This window comes from Salmonella sp. SJTUF15570, from assembly GCF_043357055.1.
GTDB lineage: Bacteria > Pseudomonadota > Gammaproteobacteria > Enterobacterales > Enterobacteriaceae > Salmonella > Salmonella enterica.
Map to the genome: position 1 here is coordinate 87,956 of NZ_JBEUKJ010000011.1, position 17,693 is coordinate 105,648.

Genomic DNA, 17,693 nt, shown 5'->3' on the forward strand with positions numbered 1-17,693 from the left:
CGCAGTATACCTGGCAGTAATTTAGCCAGGTTCAATAAGAGAGACGTTTAATGAACTTGCTGCAAATGGATATGAACCTGTTAAAAGTACTGTATGTGCTGCTGGAGACGAGCTCTACGGGGAAAACGGCGCAAAAGCTGGCTTTGTCGCCTTCTGCGGTAAGTCATGCGCTAATGAGATTGCGCGATGCGCTAAACGATCCGTTGTTTCGACGGGAAGGGAACCGCCAGATTGCTACGCCTTATGCGCAGGCGCTGCGTGACAAATTGGCGCCTGTGTTTGTTTCGCTTAATGAGGAGCTATTTGGTGATAAAGAGAACGGCTCCCGTTGTTTTCGGGTGGTACTTCCTCCCGCATTGAACGCGCTGCTTACGCCCGTTCTCGCAGAGAAAGGTCATCTTCATCAGGCGGTGATCGAGTGCCTTCCTTTTGCCCGCCGACCCTGGCGTGATGAACTGTTGGATAGCTCGGTTGATTTGGTGCTGGCAATTGGCGACCATCAAAAGCAGGTCAGCGCTCTGCATTACGAGCGGGTGGGGACTACGCGTTTGATCGCGGTTTATGGCGCGCCATTGCGTTCACGTCTGGAGAATGCCACAGCGTTGAATTTTGCTGATCTACAGCATTATCAACACATTTACTGTTTGCCGTGGACAAAAGAGAACAACGAACTGGACAGGCAGCAGGCTCGTGCCGGGTTTGAACGTCCGCTGGCGTTTGTTTGTCATGATTACAGTCAACTGGCGCCTGCTGTCCAGTCGGCGCCGCTAATGGCGATTGTACCGCGCCCCTGGTATGAAAATTTATCCGATAAGCGCGGTCTTTTTGTCCTGCCGCTTGCCGGGGAGCAGGCGGAAGGCGCTATTTTTATGCAGTATCGGGCTTCAACGGTAGAGTGGAAGCGACGCCTTATCGACGCTATTCGCCGGAAATTAAAAACGTACTACCGATAAACGCGAGAGCCCGCATAAGGCGGGCTCTGTGACATATTGAGCGCCAGAATTATTCAATATTCTGGATTTGCTCGCGCATTTGCTCGATCAACACTTTTAATTCAATAGCGGAGTTAGTTACATCAGCGTTGATGGATTTGGAGGCCAGGGTGTTCGACTCACGGTTAAATTCTTGCATCATGAAGTCCAGACGGCGACCTACCGCCTCTTTTTTCTTCAGAATGTTGTAAGTCTCTTTGACGTGCGCTTCCAGACGATCCAGCTCTTCCGCCACATCAATGCGTTGCGCCATCATCACCAGCTCTTGCTCCAGACGGTTGTTTTCCAACTGAACCTGAGCATCTTCCAGCTTCGCGACCAGGCGTTCACGCTGCCATTGCAGGATTTCCGGCATATGCGCGCGGACTTTCGCTACTTCGGCGCTGACGCCTTCCAGACGTTGTTCAATCAGCGCTTTCAGCGCCTGGCCTTCCGTTTCGCGCGCGACGATAAAGTCATCCAGCGTACCGTCCAGTGCGGCTAAAATTTCTGCGGCAATCGCGTCCAGATCCTGCTCTTGCGCCGCCATGACACCTGGCCAGCGCAAAATATCAACCGGATTGATTTCCCCTTCGTCGCTCTGCATTTTGACCCAGTTTGCGGCGCTAACTAATTGTTTCGCGAGCTTTTCATTCAGAATAAGCTCGCCTTGCGCGCTGGCATCGGGTTCAAAACGCAGCATACATTCGACTTTGCCACGCGTCAGGCGTGTACGAATGCGTTCGCGCACGACGGGTTCAAGACTACGGAACTGTTCCGGCAGACGAAAGTAAGTTTCCAGATAACGCTGGTTTACCGAGCGCATTTCCCAGGTCGCGCTACCCCATTCACCCTTGATTTCACGCCGGGCGTAGGCGGTCATACTGCGGATCATAGATGTTCCCGTTTTTAAAGGAGAGATGAGAGGATTATAGCTATCCAGGCCTTGTCAGGATAGGAATAACCATCGGAAGTCCGTATAATGCGCAGCCACATTCGTTTTAAGCCGGAGATCTCAATATGCGTCCAGCAGGCCGTAGCGCTAATCAGGTGCGTCCCGTAACCCTGACCCGTAACTATACAAAACACGCTGAAGGCTCGGTACTGGTCGAATTTGGAGATACCAAAGTGTTGTGCACCGCCTCCATTGAAGAAGGCGTTCCACGTTTTCTGAAAGGACAAGGCCAGGGGTGGATCACCGCAGAGTATGGCATGTTGCCTCGCGCTACCCATACCCGTAACGCGCGCGAAGCGGCAAAGGGTAAGCAGGGCGGCCGTACTATGGAAATTCAGCGTTTGATCGCGCGTGCGCTGCGTGCGGCGGTCGATCTGAAAACGCTCGGCGAATTTACCATTACGCTGGACTGCGATGTAATCCAGGCCGATGGCGGCACGCGTACAGCGTCTATTACCGGTGCCTGCGTGGCGTTGGCGGATGCGCTGAATAAATTGGTTGCCAACGGTAAGCTGAAAACCAATCCGATGAAAGGCATGGTGGCGGCGGTTTCCGTAGGCATCGTTAACGGCGAAGCGATCTGCGATCTGGAATATGTTGAAGATTCCGCCGCAGAAACCGACATGAACGTCGTGATGACTGAAGACGGCCGCATTATTGAAGTACAGGGTACCGCAGAAGGCGAGCCGTTCAGCCATGAAGAACTTCTCACTTTGTTGGCGCTGGCCCGAGGGGGAATTGAATCCATTGTGGCGACGCAGAAGGCGGCGTTAGAAAATTGATTTTAAGGCGACTGAAAAGTCGCCTTTTTTTTGTCCGTAAATTTCGTAAATGATGAAAGTAAGAAAAGGAGCGAATCCATGAAACCGTATCAGCGCCAGTTTATTGAGTTTGCGCTTAACAAGCAGGTACTAAAGTTTGGCGAGTTTACGCTGAAATCCGGGCGCAAAAGCCCCTATTTCTTCAACGCCGGGCTGTTTAATACCGGGCGCGACCTGGCGTTGTTAGGCCGTTTTTATGCCGAAGCGCTGGTGGATTCCGGTATTGAATTTGATCTGCTGTTTGGCCCCGCGTACAAAGGTATTCCGATCGCGACGACGACGGCGGTTGCGCTGGCGGAACATCACGATAAAGACCTGCCGTACTGCTTTAACCGCAAAGAGGCAAAAGATCATGGTGAAGGCGGGAGCCTGGTGGGCAGCGCGCTACAGGGCCGCGTGATGCTGGTGGATGACGTGATTACCGCAGGTACGGCGATTCGCGAGTCGATGGAGATTATTCAGGCGCACGGGGCTACACTGGCTGGCGTACTGATTTCGTTGGATCGTCAGGAACGTGGCCGCGGCGAGATTTCCGCGATTCAGGAAGTGGAGCGCGACTATGGCTGTAAGGTTATCTCCATCATTACGCTGAAAGACCTGATTGCCTATCTGGAAGAAAAACCTGATATGGCTGAGCATCTGGCGGCTGTGCGAGCATACCGGGAAGAATTTGGCGTGTAAGCGAATTGCCCGGTGGCGCTTTACCGGGCCTATGTTTCTGTCGCCTGGATAAGGCGTGAGCCACTATCCAGTCAGCGTTACTGTAGCTGAGCGGCAATGAGCGGCCAGCGGGCGTCGAAATCGTCCGTTGGGCGGTATTTAAATTCGCTACGCACGAACCGTGAAAGCATACCTTCACAGAAGGCTAACAGCTGGCTTGCCAGCAGATTTTCATCCGTCGTGTAGCCTTCGCCTTCACGCATTCTTTTTTCTCGTAGCACCTGACGGAGCTGCGCTTCGATGCGTTCAAAAAGCTGATTAATGCGCCCCTGCAGGCGATCCTGTTCAAACATCAGCGCGTGCCCGGTAAGAATGCGCGTCAGGCCAGGGTTGCGTTCGCCAAAACCCAGAATCAGCAACACAATCAGGCGCAAACGCGTGCTGGTGTTTTTTTCATCTTTTAAAATCAGATTGATACGGGTAATCAGACTATCTTCGATAAACTCAATCAGGCTATCGAACATGCGGGTCTTGCTGGGAAAATGGCGGTATAGCGCCGCTTCGGAAACGCCGACCGAGGCCGCCAGTTTTGCCGTCGTGATGCGTTGGCTTCCATCGCTGGATTCAAGCATCAGCGCCAGTGACTGAAGTATTTCTTCGCGACGATTCCTTTTCGCAGTTTGTTTTTCTGCCATGTTACAAAATACCCCTGAAAATAAGCACTTGCCAGGCGAGCACCCACGCTATAACCGCAAACTCAGCGCTTGCGGCAGTATTATGACGTTATGGGGATGCGTAAAATTTACTTACGGCCAGAATGACCGAAGCCGCCCTCGCCACGTTCGGTGGCGTCAAATGCTTCCACCAGATTAAATTCGGCCTGAACGACCGGAACAAACACCATTTGCGCGATACGTTCGCCCGGTTCAATGGTAAAACTGTCCTGACCACGGTTCCAGATCGAAACCATCAGTTGCCCCTGATAATCGGAATCAATCAGCCCGACCAGGTTGCCCAGCACGATACCATGTTTATGGCCCAGGCCAGAACGCGGCAACATGACTGCCGCCAGTGATGGATCGGCGATATGAATGGCCAATCCGGTAGGCACCAACGTCGTTGCGCCAGGCGCCAGTTCTACGGCGTCGTCGAGACAGGCGCGCAGGTCAAGCCCGGCAGAACCAGAAGTAGCATAAGTCGGCAGCGGAAACTGCTGACCAACACGCGGGTCCAGAATCTTAACGTCGATTTTTTTCATCATAACGGGTCACGATCTCGTCGAGTAATAATTGGCCCAGGAGTTCTTTTCGCTCAAGCGGTAAGACTTTATCTCCATCCTGCCAGAAAAGGTGTAAAGCGTTTTTATCGCTATTAAATCCCTGATTTGAAAGAGAAACATCATTTGCACAAATCAGGTCAAGGTTTTTACGGATACGTTTTTGCCGGGCGTATTCTTCCACATTATTCGTTTCCGCGGCAAACCCAACAACATAGGGGCGATTGTCACTGAGTGCGGCCACCCCGGCGACAATGTCCGGGTTTTTGACCATTTTTATTAGTAATTCATCACCTTGCGCCGCCTGTTTTTTGATTTTTTCACTGGCGATAGTCTCTGCGCGATAGTCAGCCACAGCGGCGCAGCTAATGAAAATGTGCTGCTGTTGAACGGCGGCCTGAACAGCGGCTTCCATGTCCAGCGCGGTTATGACATCAACCCGTTTTACAAAAGGCGGCGTTGGTAACGAAACGGGACCGGAGACCAGCGTGACATTTGCGCCGCGACGCGCTGCGGCCGCCGCAATAGCGAAGCCCATTTTACCTGAGCTGTGGTTGGAAATATAACGCACCGGGTCGAGCGGTTCGCGCGTCGGGCCTGCCGTAATCATGATATTAAGATGTCGCAGATCGTTGACGGCAGCGAAATGCGCGGCGGCCTTATCAACGATAACTAATGGGTCCAGCATTCGGCCTGGGCCTACGTCGCCGCACGCCTGACTGCCGCTATCCGGCCCCCAAATGAACAGGCCGCGAGAGGCGAGCACCTCCAGATTATGTTGCGTGGCGGCAGCGCGGTACATCTGTTGGTTCATGGCCGGAAGAACGGCCACCGGGGCTGGCGTCGCCAGGCAAATGGTGGAGACTAAATCATTAGCCATACCCGATGCTACACGGGCGATCAGGTCGGCGGTCGCGGGAGCAAGAATCACCAGGTCGGCCCATTTCCCCAACTCGATATGCCCCATCGCGGCTTCGGCGGCAGGGTCAAGCAGACTGTCGGATACGGGATAGCCCGACACTGCCTGTAAGCTCAGGGGGGTAATAAAGGCTTTTGCCGCCTCGGTCATTGCCACGCGCACGTCAGCGCCGCGCTCACGTAAACGGCGCACCAGCTCCGGCGTTTTATACGCAGCGATACCGCCGCTAACGCCGAGAACAATTTTTTTACCGGCCAGGCTCATCATGTCTTTCCTGTTGGGTGACTTTGAAAGGCGGCTATTTTATCACAATCTCTACGGCGTCGTGTCTTTGCCTGCGCTCCACTTTGCGAGGCGCTACGCAAGAACAAAATCGGGGCGTCGATCTCTCCCAAAGGCTGTGCCACTATGCCGCTTCCTTAAAAAAGGAGGTGCGCGTATGGATACGTTGGACGAGTTATTACCGCGTGAAAAAATGCTCAGATCCGGCATTGCTTCCCTCAGCGACGTGGAACTGCTGGCGCTTTTTTTACGTACCGGCACGCCGGGAAAAGATGTTATGACGTTGGCAAAAGAGATATTGCAGCACTTTGGGTCGCTGTATGGCCTGTTGTCGGCGGACTTTGCGCAGTTTCGCGGCGTAAACGGCATCGGCCTGGCGAAATTCGCGCAGTTGAAAGGCATTGCTGAGCTGGCAAGGCGCTATTACAGCGTGCGCATGAATGAGGAAAGTGCGTTGCTGAGTCCGGAAATGACGCGGGAATTTCTGCAAAGCCAACTGACGGGCGAAGAGCGTGAGATCTTTCTGGTGATCTTCCTCGATGCCCAGCACCGGGTGCTTCAGCACAGCCGCCTGTTTTCCGGCACGCTTAACCACGTAGAGGTGCATCCGCGTGAGATTGTTCGGGAAGCGATTAAACTCAATGCTTCAGCGGTCATTCTGGCGCATAACCACCCTTCAGGCTGCGCAGAGCCAAGTAAAGCAGATAAACTTATCACTGAGCGCGTGATAAAGTGTTGCCAGTTTATGGATATCCGGGTGCTCGATCACCTGATAATTGGGCGCGGAGAGTACGTTTCTTTTGCCGAACGCGGCTGGATTTAAGATTCTTTGCGCGATCCATCGGGATCTTTGTCTGTTCGGGACTTGAGCATATCGCCGGGTCAGCGTATACTACGCCACCTTTGAGAATCTCGGGTTTGGCATTTGGGCCTGGCAATCGAGAGTTCAATAGAACTGCGCGATGACCAGGCTGTAAAGCCTGACGAGGCGCCGATACCCCATACGAAGCTCGAGCTAATTTGATTTTTGGAGAATAGACATGTCCCGAGTCTGCCAAGTTACTGGCAAGCGTCCGGTGACCGGTAACAACCGTTCCCACGCACTGAACGCGACTAAACGCCGTTTCCTGCCTAACCTGCACTCTCACCGTTTCTGGGTTGAGAGCGAGAAGCGTTTTGTCACCCTGCGTGTATCTGCTAAAGGTATGCGTATCATCGATAAAAAAGGCATCGAAACAGTTCTGTCTGAACTGCGTGCCCGTGGCGAAAAGTACTAAGTACTAAGAGGAAATAAATCATGGCTAAAGGTATTCGTGAGAAAATCAAGCTGGTTTCTTCTGCTGGTACTGGTCACTTCTATACCACTACGAAGAACAAACGTACTAAACCGGAAAAACTGGAACTGAAAAAATTCGATCCAGTTGTCCGTCAGCACGTGATCTACAAAGAAGCGAAAATCAAATAATTCTCGCTTTGATGTAACAAAAACCTCGCTTCGGCGGGGTTTTTTGTTTTCTGGCCGTCCCCATATTAATGAGACCTGCCACACAGCCGGAGACGTTATGCCTGAATTACCCGAAGTTGAAACCAGCCGCCGGGGTATTGAACCCCATTTAGTTGGCGCTACTATCCTGCACGCCCATATCCGTAACGGCCGTCTGCGCTGGCCGGTTTCAGATGAAATTTATCGTCTGAGCGATACACCCGTCCTTAGCGTTCAGCGTCGTGCTAAATATTTACTGCTGGAGCTGCCTGACGGCTGGATAATTATTCACCTGGGGATGTCGGGAAGCTTGCGGATATTGTCGGAAGCGCTGCCGGCGGAAAAGCACGACCATGTCGATTTGGTGATGAGCAATGGCAAAATTCTACGTTATACCGATCCTCGCCGCTTTGGCGCCTGGTTATGGACCAAAGAGCTGGAAGGGCATAACGTACTGGCGCATCTGGGACCGGAGCCGCTAAGCGATGAGTTTAATGGCGAATATTTGCAGCAGAAATGCGCGAAGAAGAAGACGGCGATTAAACCCTGGCTGATGGATAACAAGCTGGTGGTCGGCGTGGGGAATATCTACGCCAGCGAGTCGCTGTTTGCCGCTGGTATTCACCCTGACCGCCTGGCGTCGTCACTCTCGACAGAGGAGTGCGACCTGCTGGCACGGGTGATTAAAGCCGTTTTGCTGCGCTCTATTGAACAAGGCGGGACAACGCTGAAGGATTTTCTGCAAAGCGATGGGAAACCGGGCTATTTTGCGCAGGAGTTGCAGGTGTACGGGCGCAAAGGCGAGCCGTGTCGGGTATGCGGTACGCCGATAGTCGCAACGAAACACGCACAGCGTGCGACGTTCTATTGCCGTCACTGTCAGAAGTAAAACGCCAGGCCAGGCAAGGAAACTTATTTCAACTTATCCATTAGCGCCTGATGCACATTGTCCGGCAGAAAGTGGGTCACATCGCCCTGATGGCGCGCCACTTCTTTGACCAGCGACGATGAAATAAACGACCACTCTTTGGACGGCATCAGGAAAACGCTTTCCAGTTGCGGCATCAGATGGCGATTCATATGCGCCAACTGCATTTCATATTCAAAATCCGCCACCGCGCGCAGACCACGAATCAGGATATTCGCCTGTCTGTCGCGGGCGAAATTGGCCATCAGGTCGCTAAAGCCTACCACCTCTACGTTACCCAGGTGTGCGGTCGCTTTTTGCGCCAGCGCCACACGTTCGTCCAGGGTGAACATGGGTTTCTTGCCGGGGCTGGCGGCGATAGCCAGAATGACATGGTCGAACATCTGCGTTGCGCGCGTCACAATATCGAGATGACCGTTAGTAATCGGATCAAACGTGCCTGGATAAATCGCCCGTTTTTGCATGACAGTCCTCAATGCGTTTTCGGTGGCAGATAAGGTTCCAGCAGTTGCAGCAGACGCTGAAGCGCGCCCTGATTTTGATACAGCACTTCAACTGCGTGACGTCCGTAGAAATTACGATAATCAGCGTCGGTCAGTAAAGAGGAAACTTCTTTTGCCAGCGTAGCCGCATCGGTAATCGTGATAAGTCCGCTCGCCTGCTCCAGACGGGCGCAAATATCTTTAAAGTTAAAGGTATGCGGACCCATCAGTACCGGAATCGCATGAGCGGCGGCCTCCAGCGGGTTGTGACCGCCGCGTTCAACCAGCGAACCACCAACAAAGGCGAGATCGGCAATGCCATAGAGCAACATTAATTCGCCCATGGTATCGCCTACCACGACCTGGGTGCTGGCGGACGGCACTTCGCCCGAAGAGCGAGTGATGTAGCTTAACCCTGCCTGACGCACAAGATTGATAGCATCCGGGAAACGCTCCGGATGGCGGGGCACCAGAATCAGTAATAAATTCGGGAATTGATGTAATAACGCCTGGTGAGCGGCGATAACGATACTCTCTTCGCCATCGTGGGTGCTGGTGGCAATCCAGACCGGACGGTGCGGCGCCCACTGGCGGCGTAGCGTAACGGCTTTAGCCGCCAGCTGCGGCGTAACTGAAATATCAAATTTCAGACTGCCGGTGACCGTGACCTGATTGTTCTTCGCGCCCAATGCCACAAAGCGTTCGCCATCTTCTTCGTTTTGCGCGGCAATCAGGGTGATACGGCGCAGGAGCGTACGGACAAACTTGCCAAGCTTCGCATAACCCGCGGCGGAGCGGGCGGAAAGCCGCGCATTAGCGATAACCAGCGGAATATGACGTTTGTGTAGCGCAGCAATCAGATTTGGCCAGAGCTCAGTCTCCATGATCAATACCAGCTTAGGATCAATCTCATTGAGGAAACGATTGAGCGCATCGGGCAAATCATAAGGCAAGTAAACGTGCTGAACATCGTTGCCAAAGGCGGACTGGACGCGCTCCGAGCCGGTCGGCGTCATGGTCGTTACGGTAATAGGCAGATCGGGATAGCGATGACGTAGAGCGCGGACCAATGGGATGGCCGCCAGAGTTTCGCCCACCGAGACGGAATGCAGCATGATTCCGCCCGGTTTCAACGGACGGCGGTAGAATCCGTAGCGTTCACCCCAGCGCTTACGATAGGCCGGCGCTTTACGTCCTCGCACCCAAAGCCGTATCCAGATCAGAGGCTGAATAAGGTAGAGAAGAGCGGTGTAAAGCAATTCGAGCATAGTAAATAGCTGACTTATGGATGTGCTGGGGATTCTATGTATTTAGCCTGGGCTTTACCATTACTTTTCCCATTTTTGCGCCAAATTGGCTCAGAAGCGAGGATTCCAGGCGCTGAACCCCATTATTTTTGCATTTTTACGCAATCCATTGAAATTTGCCGCCCTTGTCGCCCCAGACAATGGGAATGACCATTCACAAGAGAGGGATAAATTAATATCTCTTTGAATTTATGATTAAAAAAATGATTGTGTATAAAAATTATTCGTATCGGATTGCTGCGAAAGAAGTGTTACACTAGCGCATCTAAAATGAGTGCGGTATTAGCCATCGGGTTGCTGTGAAGCCTGGGGCGGTAGCGTGCTTTTTTCTGCTTATTTATCCGGACAATTTCAACCAAAGAGTCGCTTGTGGAAAAGCCATTTCGAAGAATTCTGATTATAAAAATGCGTTTTCATGGAGACATGTTACTTACCACCCCTGTCATCAGTACGCTGAAGCAGAATTATCCCGATGCAAAAATCGATGTGCTTCTTTACCAGAACACCATACCGATATTGTCGGAAAATCCGGAGATTAATGCACTCTACGGCATCAGTAACAAAGGCGCAGGAACAAAAGAGAAGATCAAAAACGCGCTATCGCTAATCAAAAAATTGCGTGCTAACTCGTATGATCTGGTCGTCAACCTCACCGATCAGTGGAGCGTGGCGCTTATTGTGCGTTTTTTAAACGCAAAAATAAAAATCTCGCAGGATTTCGGTAATCGTCAGTCTGCTTTATGGAAAAAGAGCTTTACGCATTTAGTACCTTATGCGGGAGAACATGCTGTTGAGCGCACATTATCCGCGCTAAAGCCGTTAGCGTTAAAACAGTATGTCACGGAAACCACCATGAGCTATCGCCCGGAACATTGGGAAAACATGCGACAACAGCTCAAACAACTTGGTGTGACCCGACAATATGTTGTTATTCAGCCTACGGCACGGCAGCTATTTAAGTGCTGGGATAATGATAAATTCTCTCAGGTTATTGATGCCGTGCAGCGCCGCGGTTATCAAGTTGTACTGACGTCAGGCCCGGCCGCAGACGAGATGGCCTGCGTGGATGCTATTGCACGCGGCTGTGAGACAAAACCGGTTACTGGTCTGGCGGGTAAAACTCGCTTTCCTGAATTGGGCGCGTTGATTGACCATGCGGATCTCTTTATCGGCGTTGATTCGGCCCCTGGTCATATTGCCGCAGCAGTCAAAACGCCGGTCATTTGCCTTTTCGGCGCGACGGATCATGTGTTCTGGCGTCCCTGGACCGACGACATCATTCAGTTTTGGGCAGGAAATTATCAGCCGATGCCTGAACGGCATGAGCTTGATCGTAATAAAAAATACCTTTCCGTGATTCCGGCTGAAGATGTTATCGCCGCGACGGAAAAAATGCTGCCGCATGAGGCACGCACCATAGATTTGGACAGCCTGCTATGAGAGTTGCCTTTTGCTTATATAAGTATTTTCCTTTTGGCGGTCTGCAGCGTGATTTTATGCGCATTGCCCAAACCGTGGCGGCGCGAGGTCATCAGGTTCGTGTTTATACTCAGTCATGGGAAGGGGAATGCCCGGATAATTTTGAATTAATCCGCGTGCCGGTTAAATCCCGGACGAACCACGGTCGTAACGCAGAATATTATGCCTGGGTGCAACACCATTTGCGCGACCATCCTGTCGATCGGGTGGTTGGGTTCAATAAGATGCCAGGCCTTGATGTGTATTACGCCGCAGACGTGTGTTACGCCGAAAAAGTCGCACAGGAAAAAGGTTTTTTCTATCGCCTGACATCACGCTATCGGCATTATGCTGCTTTTGAACGCGCCACGTTTGAACACGGCAAGCAGACGCAACTATTAATGCTGACGAATAAGCAGATTGCTGACTTCCAAAAACATTATCAGACTGAAGCGGAGCGTTTCCATATTCTTCCTCCGGGGATTTACCCGGACAGAAAATATAGCCAACAGATCCCGAACAGTCGTCAAATTTATCGTCAGAAAAATGGTATCTCAGAACAGCAAAAATTACTGTTGCAAGTAGGGTCTGACTTCACCCGTAAAGGTGTGGATCGCTCTATTGAAGCGCTGGCATCGCTACCCGAATCTTTACGGCAAAATACGGTGCTCTATGTTGTCGGGCAGGATAAGCCGAAGAAGTTTGCAGCACTGGCTGAAAGAAGCGGCGTCGGCACGAATGTGCATTTTTTCTCCGGACGTAATGATATCGCGGAGTTAATGGCGGCAGCCGACCTTTTACTGCATCCAGCCTATCAGGAAGCTGCAGGTATTGTTTTGCTGGAAGCCATTACTGCTGGTTTGCCGGTGCTGACAACTGCGGTGTGCGGTTATGCACATTATATTGTGGATGCAAACTGTGGCGAAGCGATGACTGAACCTTTTCGCCAGGATGCGCTAAATGAGGTTTTACTCAAAGCGCTGACACAGCCTTCCTTACGCAACGCCTGGGCTGAAAATGCGCGGTATTATGCTGATACCCAGGATTTATACAGCTTACCGGAGAAGGCCGCAGATATTATTACAGGTGATTTAGATGGTTGAGCTGAAAGCGCCGTTAACCACACTATGGCGCGGTAAAGATGCTTTTGAGGAAGTGAAAACGTTACAGGGCGAAGTGTTCAGAGAGCTGGAGACGCGTCGAACATTGCGGTTTGAGCTGGACGGCAAAAGTTACTTCCTGAAGTGGCATAAAGGCACTTCGCTGAAAGAAATTGTGAAGAACCTGATTTCGTTACGTATGCCTGTTCTGGGCGCTGACAGAGAATGGCACGCCATTCATCGTCTACATGAGCTGGGCGTTGATACGATGCACGGCGTTGGTTTTGGTGAAAAAGGCGTAAACCCGCTAACCAGAACATCATTTATTATCACCGAAGATTTAACGCCCACCATTAGCCTTGAAGACTACTGTGCTGACTGGGCTGTTAATCCACCGGACGCGCAGGTGAAGTGGATGATCATTAAGCGTGTTGCGACTATGGTACGTAAAATGCACGCCGGGGGAATTAACCATCGCGACTGTTATATTTGCCACTTTCTTCTGCATTTACCTTTCACTGGTCGCGAAGAGGATTTAAAAATCTCCGTAATCGACCTGCATCGCGCGCAGATACGTCAGCACGTTCCCCTTCGCTGGCGTGACAAAGATTTAATTGGGCTTTATTTTTCTTCAATGAATATTGGCCTGACTCAGCGAGATATATTCCGGTTTATGCGTGAGTATTTCTCTCTCCCCCTACGAGAGATTTTGCAAAAAGAATCGGGGTTGATTCATCAGGCGGATGTTAAAGCCGCTCGAATTAAAGAAAGGACAATAAGAAAAAATCTGTAATTATAATAATTATGCACTCAGTGAGTAATTTATGAGTGAGACAAGGATAGACAGAATGTCTGACATTAAAAGTTATATTTCAAACCAAAAAAACATAATTCAACATGATGATTTTTTTGGAAGAAGACTGGACATTGCTCTTTGCTTTGATCATGGCATTTATAATGCCAGCAGGTGTGGCAATATATTCCATTATCGAAAATAATAAAGATATTGACTACGCCTTAAAGCAAATAGAGAGATGTCAGGTAAAAATTACTCTATAGGGTTATATTACTATTTTTGCTATTTAATATCTAAAGTCTTTAGATTAAGGTTTTAACTCTGGGGTATATATGAAAATAGCTTTTATTGGCGAAGCGGTATCCGGTTTTGGAGGGATGGAAACCGTTATTAGCAACGTTATCCATACGTTTGAAAATAGCTCTCCGAAAATCAACTGTGGAATGTTTTTCTTTTGTCGTAATGACAAAATGGATAAAGCATGGCTAAAAGAGATTAAATATGCGCAATCATTCTCAAATATAAAATTAAGTTTTCTTCGTCGAGCTAAGCATGTTTATAATTTTAGTCAGTGGCTGAAAGAAACGTCACCGGATATTGTGATATGTATTGATGTCATCTCATGTCTTTATGCCAATAAAGCACGAAAGAAAAGTGGTAAACAGTTTATTATTTTCTCGTGGCCGCATTTTTCGCTCGACCATAAAAAACATGCAGAATGTATAACGTACGCGGATTATCATCTGGCCATCAGTAGTGGTATTAAAGAACAGATGATGGCACGGGGTATCTCAGCGCAAGATATTAGCGTCGTTTATAATCCTGTCTCTATTAAAACAATCATTGTGCCGCCGCCTGAGCGCGATAAACCTGCTGTATTTCTCTATGTAGGGCGTCTTAAATTTGAAGGGCAGAAAAGAGTTAAAGATTTATTTGATGGCTTAGCTCGTACGACAGGGGAATGGCAGCTACATATTATTGGTGATGGCTCAGATTTTGAAAAGTGCCAGGCCTATAGTCGGGAGCTTGGTATTGAGCAGCGTGTGATCTGGTATGGTTGGCAAAGAGCGCCGTGGCAAGTCGTACAGCAAAAAATAAAAAATGTCACCGCGTTACTACTTACCTCTGCGTTTGAGGGATTTCCTATGACCCTGCTGGAAGCAATGTCATATGGAATTCCGTGTATTAGTTCTGATTGTATGTCTGGTCCGCGCGATATGATTAAACCCGGTTTGAATGGTGAGCTTTACATCCCGGGGGCTATAGATGATTTTGTAGGACACCTTAATCGTGTTATTTCTGGTGAAGTAAAATATCAGCATGATATTATTCCCGGCACGATTGAGAGATTTTACGATGTGCTATATTTTAAAAATTTTAATAATGCGATATTCTCGAAATTACAAAAGTGATCACTATGAGCAGAAAATATTTTGAAGAAGAAGTCATTCAACAGACTTTAGATTATAACTATGCACAACATAGTGATGCTGATAAATTTAATATAGCTTATGGGATTGATAAAAACTTTCTTTTTGGCTGTGGTGTCTCTATTGCATCGGTTCTCCTCGCTAACCCAGATAAGACGTTAGCTTTCCATGTTTTTACCGATTTCTTTGACTCTGAAGACCAGCAGCGATTTGAGGCATTAGCAAAACAGTACGCTACGCAGATTGTTGTTTACCTAATCGACTGTGAGCGCTTAAAATCGCTACCCAGTACCAAAAACTGGACCTATGCAACATACTTTAGATTCATTATCGCCGATTATTTTTCAGATAAAACAGATAGAGTACTTTATCTGGATGCAGATATTGCATGTAAGGGGAGTATTCAGGAACTTATTGATCTTAATTTCGCTGAAAATGAGATTGCTGCTGTCGTTGCTGAAGGCGAGTTGGAATGGTGGACTAAGCGCTCGGTTAGCCTGGCAACGCCTGGGCTGGTTTCTGGCTATTTTAATGCCGGTTTTATTTTAATTAACATACCTCTTTGGACCGCAGAAAATATCTCTAAGAAAGCGATTGAAATGCTAAAAGATCCGGAGGTAGTACAGCGCATAACGCACCTTGATCAGGATGTATTAAATATATTGTTAGTGAATAAAGCGCGTTTTGTTGATAAAAAATTTAATACACAATTTAGTCTTAACTATGAATTAAAAGATTCAGTTATTAATCCAGTCGATGCTGAGACTGTATTTGTTCATTATATCGGACCAACGAAGCCCTGGCATAGTTGGGGGGCTTACCCTGTGTCACAATATTTTTTACAGGCTAAGAGCAACTCACCATGGTCTCATTGTGCACTTTTAAATCCAGTGACTAGCCATCAGTTACGTTATGCGGCAAAGCATATGTTTAATCAGAAGCATTATACTTCGGGTGTAAATTATTATATAGCCTACTTTAAACGTAAACTTCTTGAATAAAACCCATAGGTGATGTAATGGATTCATTTCCTGAGATAGAAATAGCTGAATATAAAGTTTTTGATGAAAGTAATAATAATGATGATAACGTATTAAACATTTCTTATGGCGTTGATGAAAACTATCTTGATGGTGTGGGGGTATCAATCGCTTCAGTTGTATTAAACAATAATATCCCGCTCGCTTTTCACATTATTTGTGATTCATACTCCCCGTGTTTTGTAAAATACATAGAGCGTTTAGCCGTACAGCATCATATAAAAATTTCTCTTTATCTTATTAAAGTAGAAAGCCTTGAGGTATTGCCTCAAACTAAAGTATGGTCGAGAGCAATGTATTTTCGTTTATTTGCTTTCGATTATCTCAGCAAGAAGGTAAACACCTTACTTTATTTGGATGCCGATGTTGTATGCAAAGGATCTTTGCAAGATCTTCTACAGCTTGATTTGACAGAGAAGATTGCTGCGGTCGTAAAAGATGTTGATTCCATCCAGAATAAGGTAAATGAGAGATTAAGCGCTTTTAATTTACAAGGTGGTTATTTTAACTCCGGCGTGGTTTTTGTTAACCTGAAATTATGGAAAGAGAATGCCTTAACCAAAAAGGCATTTTTACTTTTGGCAGGTAAAGAGGCTGACTCTTTTAAATATCCCGATCAGGATGTTTTGAATATTCTCCTACAGGATAAAGTCATTTTTCTACCGCGACCGTATAATACCATTTATACTATTAAAAGTGAGTTGAAAGATAAGTCACATAAAAAATATAGAAGTATAATTAATGATAATACTATTTTAATTCATTATACGGGCGCTACAAAACCATGGCATGCCTGGGCAAATTATCCTTCAGTTATCTATTATAAAAATGCACGACTGAACTCGCCCTGGAAAGATTCTCCTGCAAAAGATGCGCGTACCATAGTTGAATTTAAGAAGCGATATAAACATCTTCTTGTGCAGGGGCATTATTTTAAAGGCCTGCTGGCTGGAAGCGCATATCTTTATCGTAAACTTTTCCACAAATAATTCCCCTCCCTAAATCTCCATTATGATTATTGAAAAAAAGATTAAAAACTATACCGTCTTTGTCAAAAAAGACGGTGAAAAATACATTGAGATATTCAAAGATTTTCTATCTTATAATCATCAGGTTATTAAAGTCTTCCGTAATATAGAAGATACAAAAGTTGTATTGATTAATACAGACTACGGAAAATATATTCTCAAAGTATTTAGTCCAAAAGTAAAAAATACAGAACGCTTTTTCAAATCGTTAGTAAAAGGAGATTACTACGAAAAGCTTTTTCATCAGACAGATCGTGTGCGGCGTGAAGGGTTTGCGGCGCTTAATGATTTTTACCTGCTGGCGGAAATTAAAACATTACGCTATGTAAAAACATACGTGATGATAATTGAGTATATTGAAGGTATTGAACTTGTTGATATGCCAGAAATTTCTGACGAGGTGAGAGGGAAAATCAAACAGTCGATATATTCTCTGCATCAGCATGGTATGGTTTCGGGCGATCCCCATAAAGGTAACTTTATCCTGCAAGGCAATGAGATCAGAATTATCGATTTGTCCGGAAAAAGACCTTCCAGACAACGAAAAGCAAAGGATCGTATTGATTTAGAAAGACATTATGGTATCAAAAATAATGTGAGAGATATCGGATTTTACTTATTGATTTATAAGAAAAAACTTCGAAATTTCTTGCGTCGTATTAAGGGTAAGGAAAAGCGCTGATCAATGTAGCACGTTTGGTTTAATTTAAGGGGCTGACTGACTTTTATTTGCTGCAGCGTTATGACATACTTGAGA

At 47.9% G+C, this 17,693-nt stretch carries 20 protein-coding genes; 14 read left to right on the forward strand and 6 right to left on the reverse strand.

Features of this window, described 5'->3' with window-relative positions; translation table 11 throughout:
• Positions 1-50 precede the first annotated feature (50 nt).
• Entirely contained in the window at positions 51-953 is a 903-nt protein-coding gene (locus ABVN44_RS19525) for a LysR family transcriptional regulator (protein WP_001050866.1), read from the forward strand.
• 49 nt (positions 954-1,002) lie between these two features.
• Here the strand turns inward: ABVN44_RS19525 and ABVN44_RS19530 are convergent, their stop codons facing one another.
• Entirely contained in the window at positions 1,003-1,866 is an 864-nt protein-coding gene (locus ABVN44_RS19530; RefSeq protein ID WP_000621352.1) for a YicC/YloC family endoribonuclease, read from the reverse strand.
• Positions 1,867-1,991: 125 nt separating this feature from the next.
• Here ABVN44_RS19530 and rph point away from each other — a divergent pair, with 125 nt between their 5' ends.
• Positions 1,992-2,708, forward strand: coding sequence for a ribonuclease PH (rph, locus tag ABVN44_RS19535; protein ID WP_001247078.1), 717 nt, complete (start codon positions 1,992-1,994; stop codon positions 2,706-2,708).
• 78 nt (positions 2,709-2,786) lie between these two features.
• A complete protein-coding gene (pyrE, locus tag ABVN44_RS19540) occupies positions 2,787-3,428 on the forward strand; it encodes an orotate phosphoribosyltransferase (RefSeq protein ID WP_000806167.1) in 642 nt (213 codons plus the stop codon).
• 77 nt (positions 3,429-3,505) lie between these two features.
• Here pyrE and slmA read toward each other — a convergent pair whose 3' ends face one another.
• The 3 genes from slmA to coaBC form a co-directional block, all read right to left on the reverse strand.
• A complete protein-coding gene (gene slmA, locus ABVN44_RS19545; RefSeq protein ID WP_000818607.1) occupies positions 3,506-4,102 on the reverse strand; it encodes a nucleoid occlusion factor SlmA in 597 nt (198 codons plus the stop codon).
• A gap of 107 nt (positions 4,103-4,209) precedes the next feature.
• Positions 4,210-4,668 (reverse strand): dUTP diphosphatase, encoded by a 459-nt coding sequence (dut, locus tag ABVN44_RS19550; protein ID WP_000976078.1) that lies wholly within the window; start codon positions 4,666-4,668, stop codon positions 4,210-4,212.
• Positions 4,646-5,866, reverse strand: coding sequence for a bifunctional phosphopantothenoylcysteine decarboxylase/phosphopantothenate--cysteine ligase CoaBC (gene coaBC / locus ABVN44_RS19555; RefSeq protein ID WP_000050176.1), 1,221 nt, complete (start codon positions 5,864-5,866; stop codon positions 4,646-4,648). Before coaBC ends, dut begins: the two co-directional genes overlap by 23 nt.
• Positions 5,867-6,041: 175 nt before the next feature.
• Here coaBC and radC point away from each other — a divergent pair, with 175 nt between their 5' ends.
• From radC to mutM, 4 genes are all read left to right on the forward strand, one after another.
• Positions 6,042-6,707, forward strand: coding sequence for a DNA repair protein RadC (gene radC / locus ABVN44_RS19560; RefSeq protein ID WP_000380129.1), 666 nt, complete (start codon positions 6,042-6,044; stop codon positions 6,705-6,707).
• A 217-nt stretch (positions 6,708-6,924) separates the two neighbouring features.
• Positions 6,925-7,161 (forward strand): 50S ribosomal protein L28, encoded by a 237-nt coding sequence (gene rpmB, locus ABVN44_RS19565; protein WP_001519051.1) that lies wholly within the window; start codon positions 6,925-6,927, stop codon positions 7,159-7,161.
• 20 nt (positions 7,162-7,181) lie between these two features.
• Positions 7,182-7,349 (forward strand): 50S ribosomal protein L33, encoded by a 168-nt coding sequence (gene rpmG / locus ABVN44_RS19570; RefSeq protein WP_001051798.1) that lies wholly within the window; start codon positions 7,182-7,184, stop codon positions 7,347-7,349.
• A 97-nt stretch (positions 7,350-7,446) separates the two neighbouring features.
• The gene (gene mutM, locus ABVN44_RS19575; protein WP_001114515.1) at positions 7,447-8,256 is read left to right on the forward strand and encodes a bifunctional DNA-formamidopyrimidine glycosylase/DNA-(apurinic or apyrimidinic site) lyase; all 810 of its coding nucleotides are present in this window, start codon (positions 7,447-7,449) and stop codon (positions 8,254-8,256) included.
• A 23-nt stretch (positions 8,257-8,279) separates the two neighbouring features.
• On the opposite strand, the gene coaD is transcribed toward mutM, so the two are convergent.
• Both coaD and waaA read right to left on the reverse strand, forming a co-directional pair.
• A complete protein-coding gene (coaD, locus tag ABVN44_RS19580) occupies positions 8,280-8,759 on the reverse strand; it encodes a pantetheine-phosphate adenylyltransferase (RefSeq protein WP_001171884.1) in 480 nt (159 codons plus the stop codon).
• A gap of 8 nt (positions 8,760-8,767) precedes the next feature.
• Entirely contained in the window at positions 8,768-10,045 is a 1,278-nt protein-coding gene (gene waaA / locus ABVN44_RS19585; protein WP_001661391.1) for a lipid IV(A) 3-deoxy-D-manno-octulosonic acid transferase, read from the reverse strand.
• Between the two features lie 408 nt (positions 10,046-10,453).
• Here waaA and rfaQ point away from each other — a divergent pair, with 408 nt between their 5' ends.
• The 7 genes from rfaQ to rfaY all read left to right on the forward strand — a co-directional run bounded on the left by rfaQ (position 10,454) and on the right by rfaY (position 17,618).
• Positions 10,454-11,524 (forward strand): lipopolysaccharide core heptosyltransferase RfaQ, encoded by a 1,071-nt coding sequence (rfaQ, locus tag ABVN44_RS19590; RefSeq protein WP_001526672.1) that lies wholly within the window; start codon positions 10,454-10,456, stop codon positions 11,522-11,524.
• The gene (locus ABVN44_RS19595) at positions 11,521-12,645 is read left to right on the forward strand and encodes a glycosyltransferase family 4 protein (protein ID WP_001261581.1); all 1,125 of its coding nucleotides are present in this window, start codon (positions 11,521-11,523) and stop codon (positions 12,643-12,645) included. The genes rfaQ and ABVN44_RS19595 overlap by 4 nt, the downstream gene beginning before the upstream one ends.
• Positions 12,638-13,435 (forward strand): lipopolysaccharide core heptose(I) kinase RfaP, encoded by a 798-nt coding sequence (gene rfaP, locus ABVN44_RS19600; RefSeq protein WP_000229825.1) that lies wholly within the window; start codon positions 12,638-12,640, stop codon positions 13,433-13,435. Before ABVN44_RS19595 ends, rfaP begins: the two co-directional genes overlap by 8 nt.
• A gap of 335 nt (positions 13,436-13,770) precedes the next feature.
• Entirely contained in the window at positions 13,771-14,850 is a 1,080-nt protein-coding gene (waaB, locus tag ABVN44_RS19605) for a lipopolysaccharide 1,6-galactosyltransferase (RefSeq protein ID WP_023231686.1), read from the forward strand.
• Between the two features lie 5 nt (positions 14,851-14,855).
• Positions 14,856-15,869 (forward strand): lipopolysaccharide 3-alpha-galactosyltransferase, encoded by a 1,014-nt coding sequence (gene waaO / locus ABVN44_RS19610; RefSeq protein ID WP_020899385.1) that lies wholly within the window; start codon positions 14,856-14,858, stop codon positions 15,867-15,869.
• 17 nt (positions 15,870-15,886) lie between these two features.
• Entirely contained in the window at positions 15,887-16,897 is a 1,011-nt protein-coding gene (gene rfaJ / locus ABVN44_RS19615; RefSeq protein ID WP_023231687.1) for a lipopolysaccharide 1,2-glucosyltransferase RfaJ, read from the forward strand.
• Positions 16,898-16,919: 22 nt separating this feature from the next.
• Positions 16,920-17,618, forward strand: coding sequence for a lipopolysaccharide core heptose(II) kinase RfaY (rfaY, locus tag ABVN44_RS19620; RefSeq protein WP_000582809.1), 699 nt, complete (start codon positions 16,920-16,922; stop codon positions 17,616-17,618).
• Positions 17,619-17,693: the final 75 nt, after the last annotated feature.